Raw genomic sequence first — 17172 nt, forward strand, 5'->3', positions numbered from 1 at the left:
AGGGTTGTGGGACATTGTATGAACGAGTCGGCTCTGCGGCGCGCATTGCTGGTCATTGCCATACTGGGTCTCGCCGTTGGAATCGGAGCCTGGCGAACAGGGCTCGGCCCCCTTGAAGCCGACACGATCTGGGCGGTGGCGACCTTGCCCGTGGTGGCGGCTCTCGCCATCTCCATTCTGCGTGATTTCTGGATAGGCCGCTTCGGTGTCGATGCGATTGCCTTGGTGTCGATGTCCGCCGCGCTGCTGCTCGGCCAACCCCTGGCGGCAATAGTGGTCGCGATCATGTATGCCGGCGGCACGGTGCTTGAGGATTTCGCCCGCGGCCGCGCGGAACGGAACCTCAAGGCATTGACCGACCGGTCACCGCGTGTCGCACACCGGACGTCAACGCTGGGGACAGAGACCATCTCCGTCGAAGACGTTTCTGTTGGCGACGAGCTTTTGGTCCGGGCCGGCGAACTGCTTCCCGTCGATGGCATCCTGCTCGATGCTTCGGCCTCTCTCGACGAGTCCGCGGTGAGCGGAGAACCGTTGCCGGAACGGCGGACAGCGGGCGATATGCTGCGCAGCGGCACCATCAATGCGGGCGAGACCTTCAGCATGCAGGCTTCTGCCTTGGCAGAGCAAAGCACCTATGCCGCGATCGTTCGCATGGTGGCTGCAGCGCAAACCGCAAAATCCCCGTTCATCCGCATGGCCGACCGCTTTGCACTGTTCCTGCTGCCAGCCACGTTGCTGGTCTCAGGTGCCGCCTGGTACATGTCCGGCGATCCAATCCGGGCGCTGGCCGTGCTGGTCGTTGCGACACCTTGCCCGCTCATCCTTGCGGCCCCGGTTGCCTTTATCGGCGGCGTGTCCCGCGCCGCGCGTGCCGGCATCCTGATGAAAGGCAGCGCGGCTTTGGAGGCGCTTGCGCAAGTCCGAACCGCGATCTTCGACAAGACGGGGACCTTGACCATCGGCGGCGCCGAACTGATCGAAATCGAAGCCGCACCCGGCCGTGAAGCGAACCAATTGCTGCAGTTGTTGGCGTCCCTGGAACAGGCCTCGCACCATGTGCTCGCCGACTCGATCATCCGGGCGGCGCGCGGCAGACAGCTGATGCTTTCGCATCCGCGTGATGTCCGCGAGCATCGCGGTGCGGGCCTGAAGGGCCGGGTCGACAACATGTCGATCGCCGCCGGATCGCGGGCTCTCGTGCTCGCCAACAAGGCGCTGCCCGGCTGGGCGAAAAGCGGCGAAGAAAAATACCGGGACGAGCCGGTGCTCAGGGTTTTTGTAGCACTCGGCGGACAGCTTGCCGGTATTTTCACGTTCGGAGACGCCCTGCGTGTTGATGGACCCGACGCACTCAGCAAGCTACGCTCGGCCGGCATCACGCGCACGATTATGCTCACAGGCGACGACAGAGTGGCGGCCAAGCGCATCTCCGCCTTGCTCGACCTCGACGCCATTGTCGCCGATGCGACCCCTGCCGAAAAAGTCGCGACGGTCGAAGCCGAGAAGGCCTTGGCACCGACGATGATGGTCGGCGACGGCATCAACGATGCCCCTGCCCTAGCCGCCGCAACGGTCGGTGTCGCCATGGGCGCACGTGGTGCCACCGCCTCCTCCGAGGCAGCGGACGTCATCGTGCTGACCGACAGGCTGCAGCCCGTCGCCGGTGCAGTTCGGATTGCACGGCGAACGCGATCGATCGCCTTGCAAAGCATCATCGCCGGGCTGGCGCTGTCGGGGCTGGCAATGATCGCGGCGGCCATGGGGCAGATCACCCCGGTTGCCGGAGCGCTGCTTCAGGAAGGGATTGACGTGGCGGTTATCCTGAACGCGTTGCGCACCCTTGGCGATGGACATCCGTGGCGCGCATAGTAGACGACAGCTGATCGGTGAATGACCATGGCACAGCAGAATCTGGTGGTTTGCAGCAAGTGCGGTGGGGTCAACCGCTTGCCGCCGGTCCGCAATGCCATGGAGGCGAAATGCGGAAAGTGCGGGAATCGGCTGTTTTCGGGTCACCCGGAAGACGTCGACACCCGAGTTTTCGATTGTCAGATCGCTCGCAGCAGCCTTCCAGTTGTCGTCGACGTCTGGGCACCGTGGTGTGGCCCCTGCAAGATGATGGCGCCGGCTTACAATGCGGCAGCAAATGAACTGGAGCCGCATGTTCGCCTGGTCAAACTCAATTCCGACAATGAGCAGGCTGTTGCGGCCAGGCTCGGCATTCGCAGCATCCCGACCATGATCCTCTTTCACGGCGGACGCGAAATCGCGCGCACATCCGGCGCAATGACGGCAGGCCAGATCGTCAGGTGGGTTCGCGACCGCCTGCCGACGGTCGCCGCCTGAACGTCGCCGCGCCAATGGATCCGCTCATCGCCCGGCTCGGACTTGCCCTCGCGATAGGTCTCCTCGTCGGCTTGGAGCGTGGCTGGCAGGAGCGGGATGCGCCCGCTCGCAGTCGCACGGCCGGCATCCGGACATTCGGCATATCCGGCCTGCTCGGCGGCGTTCTCGCCGCGCTCGCCAACGCACTCGGAGCAGTATCCGTGCTGGTCGGTGGATTCATCGCCTTTGCGGCAATCTTCGCTTGGTACAAGGCCCGCGAGGCCGCCCATGATGAGGATTTCAGTGTCACGAGCGTGATCGCCGGCCTTGGCGTTTTCGCTCTTGGGTCGCTTGCCGTCGCCGGCGATTATCGGGCTGCTGCTGCCGGTGGGGCGGCATTGGCAGCAATCCTGGCCAGCCGCGAGGTCCTGCACGGTCTTTTGAAGCGACTGACCTGGGTTGAACTGCGCTCGGCGCTGATCCTGGCGGTGATGACGGCGATCGTTCTGCCCCTGCTGCCAAACCGGACGATGGACCCGTGGGGCGGTTTCAATCCTTGGGAAGTCTGGTTCCTGACAGTGCTGATGGCCTCGATTTCGTTCGCCGGCTATGTGGCTGTTCGCATCCTGGGCAATACGCGTGGTCTCCTCGTCAGCTCGCTCGCTGGTGCGATCGTCTCTTCCACCGCCGTGACCCTGGCACTTGCCCGCAATGCGGTGTCGACAAGCAATCCGCTGCCGCTCGCAGGCGCGGCATCGCTGGCCGCCATGGTTTCGGTACTGCGCGTCTGCACTGTGGTTCTGATCATCGAGCCAAGCGTGTTGGCCTCGGTCGCCATTCCGACAATTGCCGCGGCCCTCGCATTCGCTGCCAGCGGAACACTGCTGCTCACTCGCGACAGAGGGTATGGCGAAGGGAGCGCTATCGCGCGCAATCCATTCGAACTGGGCCCGCTACTGCTATTCGCCTTGCTCTTTGCGATCGTCGCGACCGCGAGTGCCGGGTTGGCCGCTCAATTTGGAGGGCGCGGCTTGCTGGCGAGTTCTGCGCTGGCAGGCACATTCGATGTCGATGTCTCGGTGCTTGGCGCGCTGCGGCTGGTCAAGCATTCCGTATCTGTCGAGACCGTGGGCCAAGCCGTTCTCGCAGCGCTGGCAGCAAACGCGATCGGCCGCCTGTCGCTCGCAATATTTGCCGGGCGGGTCAGATTCTGGCTGCCACTGGCCGTCGCAACCCTGATCGCCGCGACCGCAGGCTACGGCGCGATGCTGCTGCTGCCGAGCCTCTGAGAGAAACGAGACTTTCAAGCCTTCTTGATGCGGATCAAGGCCAGGTTCCGTGGTCACTCTATGAAACTTCCTGAAAGGAGTTCGCCATGACCAGTTTGAAGGACCTCACCCCAAAGTTTCGCAATGTCCGGCTGCTGCTCGCGCGCGAGAAAGGCCACCCGGAGGGCGACCGCGAAGAGGGCTATGACGTGCTGGCTCCATTGACCGGCGAAGGCCGGATCGATGCGGAAGAGTGGAAATCGCATAGGGCCGCTTGCCGTGTTCGCCGGTTTCGCCCCGATGAGGAGGATCTGATCGGCCAGCTGAAGCGCAAGCCCGGCGGACAGTGGTATTTTGACTACGCCGAAGGCGACCGCGACGACGAAATCGGCTTTCATCTCGGGGACGAACGGTTCGTGACCGGTGAATATGTGTCGATCGAGCGCAACGGTGCCATGCACACCTTCCAGGTGGCACGGGTCGAACGGCCTTGACGCCTCGGGGCCAGGCTCCCTGGGAGTAGACCATGTCGCGACGCATCCTGATTGTGGTCGGCCATCCCGACCCGTCGCCAGACCGGCTCTGCCGCGGTCTTGCCAACGCCTATGGCGAAGGCGCGGAAAAGGCGCGGCACGCTGTCCGCCGGGTCGATCTGGCAGCACTTGATTTTCCGATGCTGCGGACGATGCAGGATTTCGAACATGGTGCGGTTCCCGACGAGTTGAAGGATGCAGCCGAGGCGATCGTGTGGGCGGAGTACATCGTCTTTGTCTTCCCACTGTGGCTCGGAACCATGCCGGCAATGCTCAAGGCATTTCTGGAACAGGTCATGCGGCCGGGCACGGCCTTTGCGTACCCGGACAAGAGCGGCGGCTTCACCAGGACACTGTTCGCGGCCGCTCGGCGCGCGTGGTGGTGACGATGGGCATGCCTTCCGCTCTTTACCGGCTATGGTTCCTCGGACACGGCATCGCCGGCATGCGGCGAAGTATTCTCCGTTTTGTCGGCATCAGTCCGGTGCGCGAGACCTTGTACGGCATGGTCGCTGGCGCCAGCGATGCGACCCGCGCGAAGTGGATCAGCCAGATGCGCAGTCTCGGCGAGCGAGCGCTTTAGCGCGGCGATCCGAACCCAGCACTCAGACACTTCGTGCGGTGCGCCGCCGGCAAAACTAGCGACCCGCAAGCATCGAAAAGGCGACAGCGCAGCTTTCCGGCCAAGGCGCTCCCTGCTTCATGGAGTGACGGTAAATTCAGCCCACATGCCGGCACCATAGTGGCCTGGCACGTTGCAGATAAGCAGGTACTTTCCAGCCTTCAGATCGACGGTCAATGTGCCTGATTTGCCGGGATCGAGCTCCGACACCTCGCCCTTATCGCCGGATTTGTCTTCGTCGACCCGGTTCTCGGCCTCAAGGTAAGGAAGTGGCTTGCCGGGTTCGGCTAGGTACATCACGATCATTTCGTGGACGGTGTCCTTGGAGTCGTTGATCACTTTGAATGTGACCTCCCCGGCCTTCACGGCACCCGGCGAAGCCTTGATGCCCATCGTCGCCTTGGCGAGATCGAGTCCGGCCGCCGCATAGGCGAGCCCCATCGGCATCTCCATACTCGCGCCCTTGTCCCACAGCGAGATCTGGACAAGCGAAGCAGCTTGGACGACGCCGGCACTGCCGGCCATGAGCATCGCCGCGGCAAACCCGAGCGCTGCTCTCCTCAACATGGTTCTCATGGCAATCTCCTTCAGGACGGCAGCCAAAGTGCTCTACGTCCCAGCCGTCATCCTGCTCGCGGCGTCACCCCGCCGTCGTTGCGCCAGATCAAACCGACCGGCGCCAGCCCATCTGCGGCGCGGATGCAGCTGTCAGGTTGAATTGGCTATGTCGCACCAACGACGGTGAAACCGCAGGCGCAACATTCGCGCCCAACCTCCCCGACGGGAGCCATCATGTATCGTACACTCATTCTCGCCGCTCTCGCTGGCGGCAATGACCTAAGCCATCATTGATCCTGATCAAGACGCCCCTGAATCCTGATCAAAGCGCATCAAAGCGGCCGTTGTCGTTGTTCCTCGACCGCCTTCAATCGGACCACTGAAACCGAGCAAAGGGCCTGTGCCACGACCTTGGTCGAGACGCTGCCGAGGTGGCGGCGGATTGCCGAGGATGCCCGCGCTCCAACGACGATGTGCCCGACGTCATTGTGCTCGGCATAGTTGAGGATCGCATCGGCGGGGCTGACCGCCTCAAGCACATGATAGCTGATGCGGTCTTCCGGCAACTGCAGTGGATGGGCCCAATCCTTGAGAGCGACGAGCCGCTTCAAATAGACCGAGCGCCCTGTTTCGTCGGTGGCCGGCGTCTCGCCGATGATTTCGGTCTTCAAGACCGTCACGCAGGCCAGCCGCGTATCGTCCCGCGAGGCCAGCACGCGGGCGGCTTCGTTGCGAACCTCGCCCGCCAGCGCATCGCTGCCATTGGCCAGGTCGACTGCGGCAAGAACAATCGACGGTCCGGCCTGTGTCCTTGTCGAACTCGGCCTGCCAACGAGCGACCTGTCGTCCGTCTTGCGAAAAAGGCTGGTGATCGCAGCCCACCCCCCCTCGTTCTGGGGCTTGCGCTTGGCAACGACCACCTGATCGGGGCTCCTCAGATCGGACAGGATGTGTGCTGCCTCGATGTATCGTTGAGACCTGTCCACTTCCATACATTTCAGAATGATGGCTTCCAACCACCGCGGAATGGCGTCGTTGATATCCCGCGGCAACCTAGGTGCATGATAGAGCCTGCGCTTCATTCCCGCCAAAGTCGCCGGCCGCCCGAACGGCTCCTCACCCGTAGCCAGCTGATAGAGGATGCAACCCAGCGCGAACAGGTCACTTGCGGGATCGGATCGCTCCCCGAGCACCTGTTCAGGTGAAATATAGGCGGCGGTGCCCATCGGCACTGAGCTTTCCGCGCCGAGAAGGTCGGGAAGCTCTGCATGTCGGGCGAGCCCGAAGTCGAGGAGCACCGCACCGCGCTTGGCGAGAATGACATTCTCTGGCTTGAGATCGAGATGTACGACCTTCTGCCGGTGCAGGGCGGCGAGCGCCGTCGCTATCTCGATGCCGATCCTTGCCACCTCGTCGACAGGCAGAGGCGCGTTACCGACGATATCTGCAAGGCCCTTTCCGACCACGAACTCCATGGCTATGTAGGGAACCTGCGCCAGGCTGCCGGATGCAGCGAAACGCGGCACATGCGGTCCCGACAGGCGTTTCAGGATCAACTCCTCCACCTCGAAACCAATAATGACGGAAACATCCGCGCCCGGATCGAGAAAAGGGATCTTCAGCACTAGCGGAAAATCGTACCGCAGGTTGGTCGCCCGCCAAAGCGAGGCCATGCCGCCGGAGGGTAGCTTTTCGACCAGCTCGAAATCATCGATGACTGCCCCTGCGTCAAACCTTTGCATCAAGTACGTATCCTTGCCTAGCGGCCGATCTTCAGCCGCATGCCAAGCCATCCAGGCAGGCCGGCTGCGTGAATCTTGCGGGCTGTTTCTTCGTGATCATAGGGAACACGAACCATCGTGACCTCTTGCCGCTGCGTGTCGACAAGAACAAAGCACGCCGCCGGGTTGCCGTCGCGCGGTTGGCCGATCGCGCCGGTTATCACCAGGTGCCGCCTCATCTCCGACAGGGGTGCGGCCACATTGTCATGCGGCTGAAAATGCATCGGCCGGCGACCGGGCAGCGCGTAGTAGATGGCGGGAATGTGGGTGTGGCCGCAGAAAACGAAGCGGGCGTCGCTTGCCGAGAGGCAGCGTTCCGCTGAGTCCACGTCGCGTATATAGGGCCACTTTCCCGGTCGCTCCGCACTTGCGTGCACATACAGGCGGTCGTCGGATCGCAGCGAGAGCGTCAATCGCGCCAGGAAATCGAGATGTGCCGGAGCGATGCGTTCGCGAGTCCATTGGACGGCGAACCGCGCGTTCTCAGTCAAGTTGCTTAGATTCAACGCCACTGCCTCGTCGTGGTTGCCCATGATACAAAGCGCGCCGTCAGCCACCAGATGGGCAGCCTTCTCGATCACATAGACGGGATCAGGACCGTAGCCGACCAGATCGCCGAGCAATACCAACTCGTCTGGACGACCGCGTTCGTGGACAGCTTCCAGCACCGCGTCGAACGCCTCGCGATTGGCATGGATGTCAGACAGGATTGCAATGCGCATTCAACCTTGTCCCAGAGATTGGCAAAGCATGGCAAGGCGCGTGCCGTGAGTGATTTGATAGGGCTGCGTCGCGATCATAGGGGACGGCTATAGCAACGTACCGTCTCTTTGGGGTGGCGCAACATGGCTGAGTGACGCCGAGTCTGCTTCAGCGTCTGCCGTCGCGCCTTTGAAAACCAGGCGTATGACAAAGACGAAGTATCCGACCTGCAGAACGACCAAGTCGATAATCGCCCAGCCCAGTGCTGTCCAGACCGAGCCCGTTGCCGCGCAGGTCCACACCGCGACCATGATCGCGGTGACAAACATTCCCACCAGGAATTGCGGAAGATACATCGCTGCCCACCAGCCGTTTCGATGCAAGAATTCGAAACGACTCCCTATTGCTATCGCCCAAAGCGAAGGAAGGCATAAGCGACCGGCGCGCCTGGACACTTGATGTAGATCAACAATCCGCACGACTAGGTAGTTTCCCGTAGGGACAAAACCTAATTTCGCGGTCCCCGGATTCGCGCGATTTCTGTGCCACGGAACAACCGGGAAAACAGCCATGCACGCCTACATCGCCTCCAGAATTTCATTGCCGTCGCATTCTGCTCAGCCAGGCCTGCCGAACGTGTTCGACCCGGCGCCGCTGCAACCGGTGAGCTTTTTTCCCGCCGGCGCGGAAATTTATGCCCAAGGCGAGACGGCTGGGGCCCTCTATCAGGTCGAGTTCGGCGCGGTGCGCATCTACCGTCTGCTTGCCGACGGCCGTCGGCAGATCAGCGCCTTTCACCTTGCCGGAGAGACATTCGGGTTCGAGGCAGACGCAACACATCATTTCTTCGCAGAGGCCGTCAACGCCACAGCTGTCCGCGTTTTGCGGCTCTCTGGCGGGGCGGATATGTCCCATCAACTATTGCCTTTGGCGCTGAAGGGTTTGACCCGCGCACAGGAGCACCTCCTGGTCCTCGGCCGCCAGAACGCCATCGAACGCGTCGCCGCTTTCCTCGTCGACATGGCGGAGCGGCAGGGCGGGTTGCGGCAGGTCGAGTTGCCAATGTCGCGGATGGACATAGGCGACTATCTCGGCCTCACCATCGAGACCGTGTCGCGGGTCTTCACCCGGCTGAAGGACAAGGGCGTCATCCGCCTGATCAACCTGCGCAGCATCGAAATCGTCAAGCAGGAGGTGTTGCAAACCTTGGGCGAATGAGGGCGCCTGCCTGCGCAAGAGAGACGACAATGACGCCGCAGAACCGACCCCAACTCAAGGACCAGATGACGATGGACAACACACTTACCACCCATACCGGCTTTCACTTCGAAGTGCGCCGCGCGCGCCCTGAAGATGAGCCGACGCTGGCCGAGTTCTTCACTCATGTGACCCCGGACGACCTGCGCTTCCGCTTTCTCGGCGCTGTGAAGGAAGTCTCGCATGATCGGCTGGTGGCGATGACGCGTTCAGACGACGCCCATATCCACAATTTTCTGGCGTTCTCGACAGACGGGATGCTGATCGCGGTTGCGACGCTGGCAAGCGATCGAGCCGATCGAAACGGCGAGGTTGCGATCTGCATTCGCCAGGATCGCAAGCATTTGGGCGTTGGCTGGGAGCTGCTCACCTATATTGCGAAATATGGCGAGGAACTCGGCCTCAAAGCGATCGAGTCGATCGAGAGCCGTGAAAACCGTGCTGCGATCGAGGTCGAGCGCGACATGGGTTTCACCGTCACGACCGATCCCGACGATGCAACGCTTGTCCTGGTTCGGCGGGAGCTGGGGGCGCGGTCAGCCGCCTAGCTTTCGGTCACAGGCAAGATGACAAGTCACCGTGCAAAACATGCGATCAATCGCTAGTTGCCCCAAGGCGCCACCTCGGGAACCTGCGGAGGGAGGCACGTCGCCTCACGCAGTTCTAGGGCCTTCTCGAGTATCCGCGCCTCACGTAAGAGCGACGACCCGTTGTACGGTACAAGCAGGCCCGACCAACTCCTCTTCATCACCTCCCCAGAACTTAGTTTCGCCGGCGAGCGCCTGGCGTAGCGGGTCGGTTATAAGTGATCTGTCCAAATGCCAATATGGCCGAAAAGAACACGAATGCGAGGACTATAGAGGTTATGACTACGGTCGATTCGATAGGCATTGCGAGCTTCTCCATTTATGAGAAAGCTAAGCCAAGCCGCGTTTCATTGCCTTGATCCAAGTCAACAGGTTGAAGCGCTGGTCAGGAGCGGTCGAACTGCTAGATCAACCCGCACCTGGTTCAGAAGACGAGCATCTCGCTAGCCACCGCGCTTTCTTCATTCGCGGGGATGACAAGGACATCGACCCGAGAATTCGGGGCACTCACCAAATCGTCGCCACGCAGATTGTGATCATCATCGACCGTGACGCCAAGCCATCCAGCCTCGACACATATCCTGCGCCGAATCTGAGCTGCGTGCTCGCCGATTCCGGCGGTAAACACCAGCGTGTCGAGCCCTCCGAGCGCGGCTGCCAGAGAGCCCATCTCACGCCCGACGCGATAAATGAAGAGGTCAAGGGCTTGTGCCGCCGCCGGGTCTTTCGACCCAAGCAGCGTCTGCATATCTCCGGAAACACCGGACACACCCAGCAGGCCGGAGCTCTCGTAAAGCAGCGTCGTGAGTTCTTTAGGCGACAGCTTCTGATCCTGCAGAAGATAGAGAATGGCCCCAGGATCGATTGCGCCACAACGGGTACTCATAACGAGACCATCGAGTGTCGAAAATCCCATGGTGGTGGCGACACTTGCCCCTGCTCTCATCGCGCACAGGCTGGCGCCGCTGCCGAGATGGGCGACGATCGTCCGGCCGCCGGCGCCCACGCCGTATCGGTCTCGCAGCTTCGAAGCGATATGGCTGTAGGACAGCCCATGAAACCCGTAGGAAATGATACCCGCCTCGGTCATCGCGCGTGGCAGCCCGTAGATTCTGGCAAGCGCCGGCCGGGTCGAATGAAACGCCGTGTCGAAGCACCCGATCTGGGGGGCCTGAGGCAGGAGTTCAGTGGCAAGAGCGACAATCTCGATATTGATCCGTTGGTGGATGGGCGCCAGGGGTTCGAGCAAGCGCAGTGCTTTGAGCGTGCCTTCGTCGAGAAGCGTCGCCCCTGTGAAATCGCGCCCGCCGTGAACGATCCTATGCCCGACACTGTCGATGCGACGCAGGAGATCGTTTTCGGCGAGCACAGAGGCAACCGCCGCGAACGCCTTGTCCATATCGATCGGTGATTCGCCCAGGCTCCTGTCGATCTTGGACCTGCCGGCCGCAGCCTCGACGCGCAGCCGTGGTTGATGGCCGAGAGAGGAGACGTTGCCGCGCAGCAGCAGCGGTAGCTGGTCGCGTCGCTCGAAGACGGCGAACTTCAGGCTCGAAGAACCACCGTTCAGGACAAGGATCGCATCGGTCATGAAGCCATCCGAAATATAGCCACCCCAAGGACGGGCAATCGCTCAGTCTGGACGCTTCTGCGCCGCATCAGGATCCTGCCCCCACCTCCAGTCACGGATCTCCGGCATATCCTGCCCATGGGCGCGAATATAGGCTCGATGTTCAAGCAGCTTGCCGTCCATCGCCTGCTTCAGCGCGACCCGAACGGTCCTGAGTTGCGGAACCCAGTCGAGGACGCTCTGGACGAGATGAAAGCGGTCGAGGCCGTTCAGCACCGTCATGTCGAAGGGCGTCGTGGTCGTACCCTCCTCATTATAGCCGCGCACATGGATGTTGTCGTGGTTAGTACGACGATAGGTCAGGCGATGGATGGTCCAGGGATAGCCGTGATAGGCAAAGATGACCGGCTTGTCTGCGGTGAACAGCGCATCGAACTCGCGATCCGACAGGCCGTGCGGATGGTGTTCCTTTGGCTGAAGAGTCATCAGGTCGACGACATTGACCACCCTGATCCTCAGATCAGGAACCTGTTGCCTGAGGATTTGCACTGCGGCCAGCGTTTCGAGGGTCGGGACGTCGCCAGCGCAAGCCATCACCACGTCGGGCTCAGCCCCATCGTCCGTTGACGCCCAGTCCCAGATGCCGATCCCTGCCCGGCAGTGAACGATTGCCCTGTCCATCGACAGCCACTGCCATGATGGCGGCTTGCCGGCGACGACGATGTTGATGCGGTTCCAGGTCTGCAGCACATGGTCGGTCACGCACAGCAGGGTGTTGGCGTCCGGTGGCAGGTAGACCCGCACAATGTCGGCCTTCTTGTTGAGGGCGACGTCGATGAAGCCAGGGTCCTGATGGCTGAAGCCGTTGTGTTCCTGATGCCAAACATGGCTGGACAACAGATAATTCAGCGATGCGATCGGCCGCCGCCACGGGATATCGCGGCAGGCATCCAGCCATTTCGCGTGCTGATTGAACATGGAATCGATGATGTGGATAAACGCCTCATAGCAGGAAAACAGGCCATGGCGCCCGGTTAACAGGTAGCCTTCCAGCCAGCCTTGGCAGGTGTGTTCGGAGAGGATTTCGAGCACCCGGCCATCGCGCCCGAGATGAACGTCTTCGGGCAGGATCTTTTCCATCCAGCCACGCTCGGTCACTTCAAACACGTCCTGAAGGCGGTTCGAGGCAGTCTCGTCCGGGCCGACGATCCGGAAGTTCTTCGAGGCCTCGTTCAGCTGCATGACATCACGAAGGAAACTGCCCATGACCCGCGTCGACTCCGCCTTTGCGCCGCCGGGGTGCTTGAGCGCAATCGCGTAATCATGCAACCCGGGCAGTTCGAGCGACCTGCGCAGCAAGCCGCCATTGGCATGCGGGTTGGCGCTCATGCGTCTCGTCGCCTGGGGTGCCGTAGCGCGGATCGAGGCGACAGGAGCGCCGCTGGCATCAAACAGTTCCTCGGGCCGATAGCTTTTCAGCCACTCCTCGAGCAGCTTGAGATGGGCGGGATTTTCCGCAAGGCCAGACAAGGGAACCTGGTGCGAGCGCCAGAAGCCCTCGGTCTTCAGACCGTCGACCTCTTTCGGTCCCGTCCAGCCCTTGGGGCTGCGCAGCACGATCATCGGCCATTTTGGTCGTGGCGCGGTCGCCGCAGGTCCGTTGCGTGCGGCGTGCTGGATAGAATGGATCCGATCAAACGCATCGTCGAGCACGCTCGCCATCCGCTCATGCATCAGGGCTGGCTCGTGGCCTTCCACGAACAGCGGCTCATAGCCGTAGCCGGCAAACAGCGCACGCAATTCGTCTTCGGGAATGCGGGCCAGAATGGTTGGATTGGCGATCTTGTAGCCGTTCAGGTGCAGGATCGGCAGCACCGCCCCGTCGCGCGCCGGGTTGAGGAATTTGTTGGAATGCCACGCGGCTGCAAGTGGTCCCGTTTCAGCCTCGCCGTCACCGACGATACAGGCGACCACGAGATCCGGATTGTCAAAGGCGGCGCCATAGGCATGCGAAAGCGAATAGCCCAACTCGCCGCCTTCATGGATCGAACCGGGCACATCCGGTGCTGCATGGCTCGGTATACCGCCGGGAAACGAAAACTGCCGGAACAGCTTGCGCATCCCCTGCTCGTCCATAGCAATGTCGGGATTGAGCTCGCTGTAGGTGCCTTCCAGATAGGTATTGGCCACCATTGCCGGGCCGCCATGGCCGGGGCCGCAGACATAGATCACATTTGCGTCCCTGAGCCGGATCGCGCGATTGAGGTGCGCATATATGAAACTTAGGCCGGGCGACGTTCCCCAATGGCCGAGGAGGCGCGGCTTGACGTGCTCCCGCCGCAACGGCTCGCGCAGCAGCGGATTGTCGAGCAGGTAGATCTGGCCAATCGTCAGATAGTTGGCAGCGCGCCAATAGGCATCGATGTCGCGCAACTCGTGGTCGGACAGCCGGCTACCGGAAGCTGCTTCTGTCGTATGATCGTTCATGTCTGGCTCCCATCGCCTGTTAGGGCGCCCTGTCGCCTGGATTGCGGCATGGGCTTGTGTTCGTCGGTCTGTAGCGAATGGACACCAACGCGCTCGCGCGCTTTCAGTTCATCGCTTCGCAGCCCCTATGCGTCCTTGTACTCAAGCGCCCTGCGCATGCGCCTGATCACCGCTGCGCGACTGCGTTCGTCGGCTGCGGCGCTGACTGCCTCGTTTACGTTCAGGAGAAGCTTCGAAAGGTCATTGTGCCAGTCGAGGCGGGCAATCTTTTCCGGCCTCAAACGGCGGGGCTCGTTGACCTCGACCGGCAAACTGCGACCGGGGGTCAATTGGAAAGCATCATCCAGCCTCGGGATGATTATCTTGTCTTGGGGTATCAGGCCTGCAAGCCTTCCGCGCAGGCCACCGAGACCGGCTTCCTCTCCATGCGTCAAGAACACCTGCTGCTTCACCGGAGTTCGGGCCTTGAGCCAGGCGACCAGTTCGCTGGCGTCGGCGTGGCCGGAATAGAGGTCGAACAGGCTGATGCGCGCCTTGACCTCGACTTCCTCACCCTGGATGCGCACACGCTGCGCGCCGTCGAGCAGGATCCTGCCAAGCGAGCCTTGGGCCTGATATCCGGCCATCATCACCGTGGCGTTCCGGCGCCAGAGATTGGTCTTGAGATGGTGGCGGATACGCCCCGCGTCGCACATGCCGCTGGCGGCGATCACCACGAAGAAGCCGCTCAGGCGGTTGATCGCCTTGCTCTGTTCCATCGTCTCGGTGAAGCGCAGCTCCTTCGCGTTGAGGGCTTGGCGCAGCGCGTTGCCCTGTTCGATCTCATTGGCATGCCGCTCGAAAATTGCACTGGCGCGTGTTGCCAGCGGCGAGTCGACGAAGACCGGGGCTGACGGCACCTCCCCTGCTTTCATGAGCAAATACAGATCAACCAGCAGTTCTTGCGTCCTCTCGACGGCGAAGGACGGGATGATGAGGGGGCCGCCGGCCTCGGCGGCGCCACGCACGATGTCACCGAGCTGGGATCGCCGCTGTTCGGGCGAAACGTCCGGCCGATCGCGGTCGCCATAGGTCGACTCGCAGATCAGATAGTCAACGCCTGCCGGCCCCTCGGGATCGGTCTGAAGCAGCTTGTGGCCTGGGCCGATGTCGCCCGAAAACATGATGCGCAGCGGCGCATCATGTCGGTCGATCTCGAGCTCCACCGATGCCGAACCAAGCAGATGGCCCGCGTTCCAGAAGCGGGCGCGAAGGCCATCGGCGATGGTGGTCCATTCGCCATATTCCAAAGCCCGGAACAAAGTCATGCACGCGGCGGCATCCTGCTGACTGTAGATCGGCTCAACGGGCGGGCGACCGCGCTGCGTGTTTCGACGATTCAGGTGCTCGACCTCCATTTCCTGGATATGCGCCGAATCCGGCAGCATGACCGAGCAAAGATCGATGGAGGCGCGGGTCGTATGGATGGGACCAGAAAAGCCCTGTTTGACCAGTTTCGGCAAAAGGCCGCTGTGATCAATATGCGCGTGCGTCAGGATGACGGCGTCAATCGCGTCCGGGGGAAACGGGAACGCACCGTAGTTCAATTCCCGTTCGGACTTCGATCCCTGGAACAGGCCGCAGTCGATGAGGATGCGCGAGTGCGGCGTCTCGATCTCATAACATGAGCCGGTGACGCCATGGGCTGCGCCGTGGAAACGCAGGATAGGATCCGTGCCGCCTCTCATCTCGCCACGACCTAATGCGACAGGAGGACTGGCAGGCGCAGATCCGCGAGAATGCCTTCGGTGGCACCGCCAAGCACGGTCCCTGACGCGGGAGTGGCCGTATCCGCCCATGACAAGCAGGTTGCCGCCGATCTTGAGAGCATGCTCCTGAAGAGCTGTCCCGATTGAACTGTCCCCTGCCTGGATAGAGACAGCCTCGGCCACCAGCCCACGCGTCCTCAAGCCCAGGGCAAGGCGTTCGCCGGTTCCCTGTCCCGGAAACGGCTTTTCGTCGGTCACGGTCACAACGGTGACCATGGAGGCTCGTTCGAGAAAGGCCCGTGCGTCGGCAATAGCCCGTGCGGCCACACGGCTGCCGTCCCAGGCGACAACGACATGTCCAAGGGTCCCAACGTCCGTGGAGTCGGGAAGAAGCAGGGTCGGTCGACCCGAGCCGAACAGAATCGCCTCAGCTAACATCCTCGCCGTCTGGTTGGCCGGCGCCCAGCCGACCAGGCAGACATCGAAATAGCGGGAGTACTCCGCGGCCACATCGCCCATCAAAGCCGGTTGTGCGGTCAACTCCTGCGTGGTGAGGATTACACCGCCGTTCGCGGCTCCTTGGTTGATTGTCTCGAGCAGTTCTTTGCCGCGCTTGCGACTGGTCGCCTCGACCTCTTGTATCTTATAGGGAAGGTCCAGCAAATAATTTGAGAGAGCGTTCGAAACGTCGGGAATGTCGACATTGATGGCAACGGCATGCAGCGCCGCGTCGATATTCTTGGCGAGTGCGACTGCATTCGATGCGATCTTTGGTGTGTTCGCATCCGGGTATGTGGCCATGGAGAGGGATGCCATGAGCTTCATCAGATTTCGGCTCCGTTGCGACAAGGTAGCGCCACCGTCATGCCAGCGCTTCGACACTTTGGAGGCAATCGACAGCGCGGGCATTGATCCACCGCAAATGCTGCGATCGGTGGGAACCGCGGAGTAAAGTTTGCGCACGTACGCTCGCGAGGTCGCACTGACCGAGGCCGGGCGGGCGTTGCTCGGTCATTTTAACGAGATCGTTACACGTGTTGACGAGGTCGTCGATATGGCCGCCAGCTTGGCGTCGCATCCACGCGGCCGGCTGCGGCTTACCGCTGGAATCGGCTTTGGCATGGAGGTGCTGACCGAAATTCTTCCTGTGTTTTCACTCGCGTTTTCTGCCGTCGATGTGTCTCTGGAACTGACGAGCAGGACGGTTGACCTTGTCGCCGAACAGACTGATGTGGCCTTCCGCATGGGCCCGATGCTCGATTCAAATCTGGTCGCGACAAGGCTTGGAGCAATCGCCTGCCTGTTATGCGCCGCACCCTCCTACCTCGAACGGCGCGGTTGGCCCAGGTCGATCGACGAGCTGCGCACCCACGATCTGCTCCTCATCCCCCGGGGCGATGGTCTCCCACGGCGTTTGTCGCTTCGCGACAAGGACGGTGTGGAGCACCAGGTCGAGGCCGCCGCTCGGCTCACAGCCAATGACCCCAAGGCAATAGATCGCATGGTGCTTAACGGGGCTGGGATCGCGGCTACGGCGAGATATGTGGCTGCGCCTGAGATCGAGGCCGGCAATCTCGTTCGCGTTCTGCCAGACTGGAGCGTTCCAGCCGTCGATGTCGGTCTAGTCATGCCTGCCGGCAAGGAACGCAGCCCGGCTGCCAGAGCCTTCGTCGACTTTATGCGCCAACGGGTTGCCGGCAACCGCCGCTGGTTTGACGACGGGGCGTGACG

14 protein-coding genes and 1 pseudogene are annotated in these 17172 nt (G+C 61.8%); 8 read left to right on the plus strand and 7 right to left on the minus strand.

Annotated elements, in window-relative coordinates; translation table 11 throughout:
• The first annotated feature begins 18 nt into the window (after nt 1-18).
• The 5 genes and pseudogenes from HNQ71_RS07700 (at nt 19) to HNQ71_RS07720 (ending at nt 4712) form a co-directional block, all read left to right on the plus strand.
• The gene (locus HNQ71_RS07700; RefSeq protein WP_184871904.1) at nt 19-1872 is read left to right on the plus strand and encodes a heavy metal translocating P-type ATPase; all 1854 of its coding nucleotides are present in this window, start codon (nt 19-21) and stop codon (nt 1870-1872) included.
• A gap of 27 nt (nt 1873-1899) precedes the next feature.
• Nucleotides 1900-2349, plus strand: coding sequence for a thioredoxin TrxC (gene trxC / locus HNQ71_RS07705; RefSeq protein ID WP_184871905.1), 450 nt, complete (start codon nt 1900-1902; stop codon nt 2347-2349).
• A 14-nt stretch (nt 2350-2363) separates the two neighbouring features.
• Nucleotides 2364-3617 (plus strand): MgtC/SapB family protein, encoded by a 1254-nt coding sequence (locus HNQ71_RS07710; RefSeq protein WP_184871906.1) that lies wholly within the window; start codon nt 2364-2366, stop codon nt 3615-3617.
• Nucleotides 3618-3703: 86 nt separating this feature from the next.
• Nucleotides 3704-4090 (plus strand): hypothetical protein, encoded by a 387-nt coding sequence (locus tag HNQ71_RS07715; RefSeq protein WP_184871907.1) that lies wholly within the window; start codon nt 3704-3706, stop codon nt 4088-4090.
• Nucleotides 4091-4122: 32 nt separating this feature from the next.
• Nucleotides 4123-4712 (plus strand): annotated as a pseudogene (locus tag HNQ71_RS07720) (NAD(P)H-dependent oxidoreductase).
• 117 nt (nt 4713-4829) lie between these two features.
• Here HNQ71_RS07720 and HNQ71_RS07725 read toward each other — a convergent pair.
• From HNQ71_RS07725 to HNQ71_RS07740, 4 genes are all read right to left on the minus strand, one after another.
• The gene (locus tag HNQ71_RS07725) at nt 4830-5354 is read right to left on the minus strand and encodes a cupredoxin domain-containing protein (RefSeq protein WP_246461266.1); all 525 of its coding nucleotides are present in this window, start codon (nt 5352-5354) and stop codon (nt 4830-4832) included.
• Nucleotides 5355-5641: 287 nt separating this feature from the next.
• Nucleotides 5642-7051 (minus strand): bifunctional serine/threonine-protein kinase/universal stress protein, encoded by a 1410-nt coding sequence (locus tag HNQ71_RS07730; RefSeq protein WP_246461268.1) that lies wholly within the window; start codon nt 7049-7051, stop codon nt 5642-5644.
• Nucleotides 7052-7068: 17 nt separating this feature from the next.
• Nucleotides 7069-7812, minus strand: coding sequence for a metallophosphoesterase family protein (locus HNQ71_RS07735; protein ID WP_184871909.1), 744 nt, complete (start codon nt 7810-7812; stop codon nt 7069-7071).
• A gap of 87 nt (nt 7813-7899) precedes the next feature.
• The gene (locus HNQ71_RS07740) at nt 7900-8148 is read right to left on the minus strand and encodes a hypothetical protein (protein WP_184871910.1); all 249 of its coding nucleotides are present in this window, start codon (nt 8146-8148) and stop codon (nt 7900-7902) included.
• Between the two features lie 214 nt (nt 8149-8362).
• Between HNQ71_RS07740 and HNQ71_RS07745 the strand changes: the two genes are divergently transcribed.
• Both HNQ71_RS07745 and HNQ71_RS07750 read left to right on the plus strand, forming a co-directional pair.
• The gene (locus HNQ71_RS07745; RefSeq protein WP_184871911.1) at nt 8363-9010 is read left to right on the plus strand and encodes a helix-turn-helix domain-containing protein; all 648 of its coding nucleotides are present in this window, start codon (nt 8363-8365) and stop codon (nt 9008-9010) included.
• Nucleotides 9011-9081: 71 nt separating this feature from the next.
• Nucleotides 9082-9597, plus strand: a complete 516-nt coding sequence (locus HNQ71_RS07750) for a GNAT family N-acetyltransferase (RefSeq protein WP_184872281.1) — start codon at nt 9082-9084, stop codon at nt 9595-9597.
• A gap of 463 nt (nt 9598-10060) precedes the next feature.
• Here HNQ71_RS07750 and HNQ71_RS07755 read toward each other — a convergent pair whose 3' ends face one another.
• From HNQ71_RS07755 to HNQ71_RS07765, 3 genes are all read right to left on the minus strand, one after another.
• Nucleotides 10061-11227 (minus strand): acetate/propionate family kinase, encoded by a 1167-nt coding sequence (locus HNQ71_RS07755; RefSeq protein WP_184871912.1) that lies wholly within the window; start codon nt 11225-11227, stop codon nt 10061-10063.
• Nucleotides 11228-11269: 42 nt separating this feature from the next.
• A complete protein-coding gene (locus HNQ71_RS07760) occupies nt 11270-13693 on the minus strand; it encodes a phosphoketolase family protein (RefSeq protein ID WP_184871913.1) in 2424 nt (807 codons plus the stop codon).
• Nucleotides 13694-13818: 125 nt separating this feature from the next.
• Nucleotides 13819-15420, minus strand: coding sequence for an MBL fold metallo-hydrolase (locus HNQ71_RS07765; RefSeq protein ID WP_184871914.1), 1602 nt, complete (start codon nt 15418-15420; stop codon nt 13819-13821).
• Nucleotides 15421-16396: 976 nt separating this feature from the next.
• On the opposite strand from HNQ71_RS07765, the gene HNQ71_RS07775 reads away from it, so the two are divergent.
• Nucleotides 16397-17170: a substrate binding domain-containing protein gene (locus tag HNQ71_RS07775; protein ID WP_184871915.1), complete on the plus strand. Its 774-nt coding sequence runs from the start codon at nt 16397-16399 to the stop codon at nt 17168-17170.
• Nucleotides 17171-17172: the final 2 nt, after the last annotated feature.

The sequence above is a fragment of the Mesorhizobium sangaii genome (assembly GCF_014207355.1).
Lineage (GTDB): Bacteria > Pseudomonadota > Alphaproteobacteria > Rhizobiales > Rhizobiaceae > Mesorhizobium > Mesorhizobium sangaii.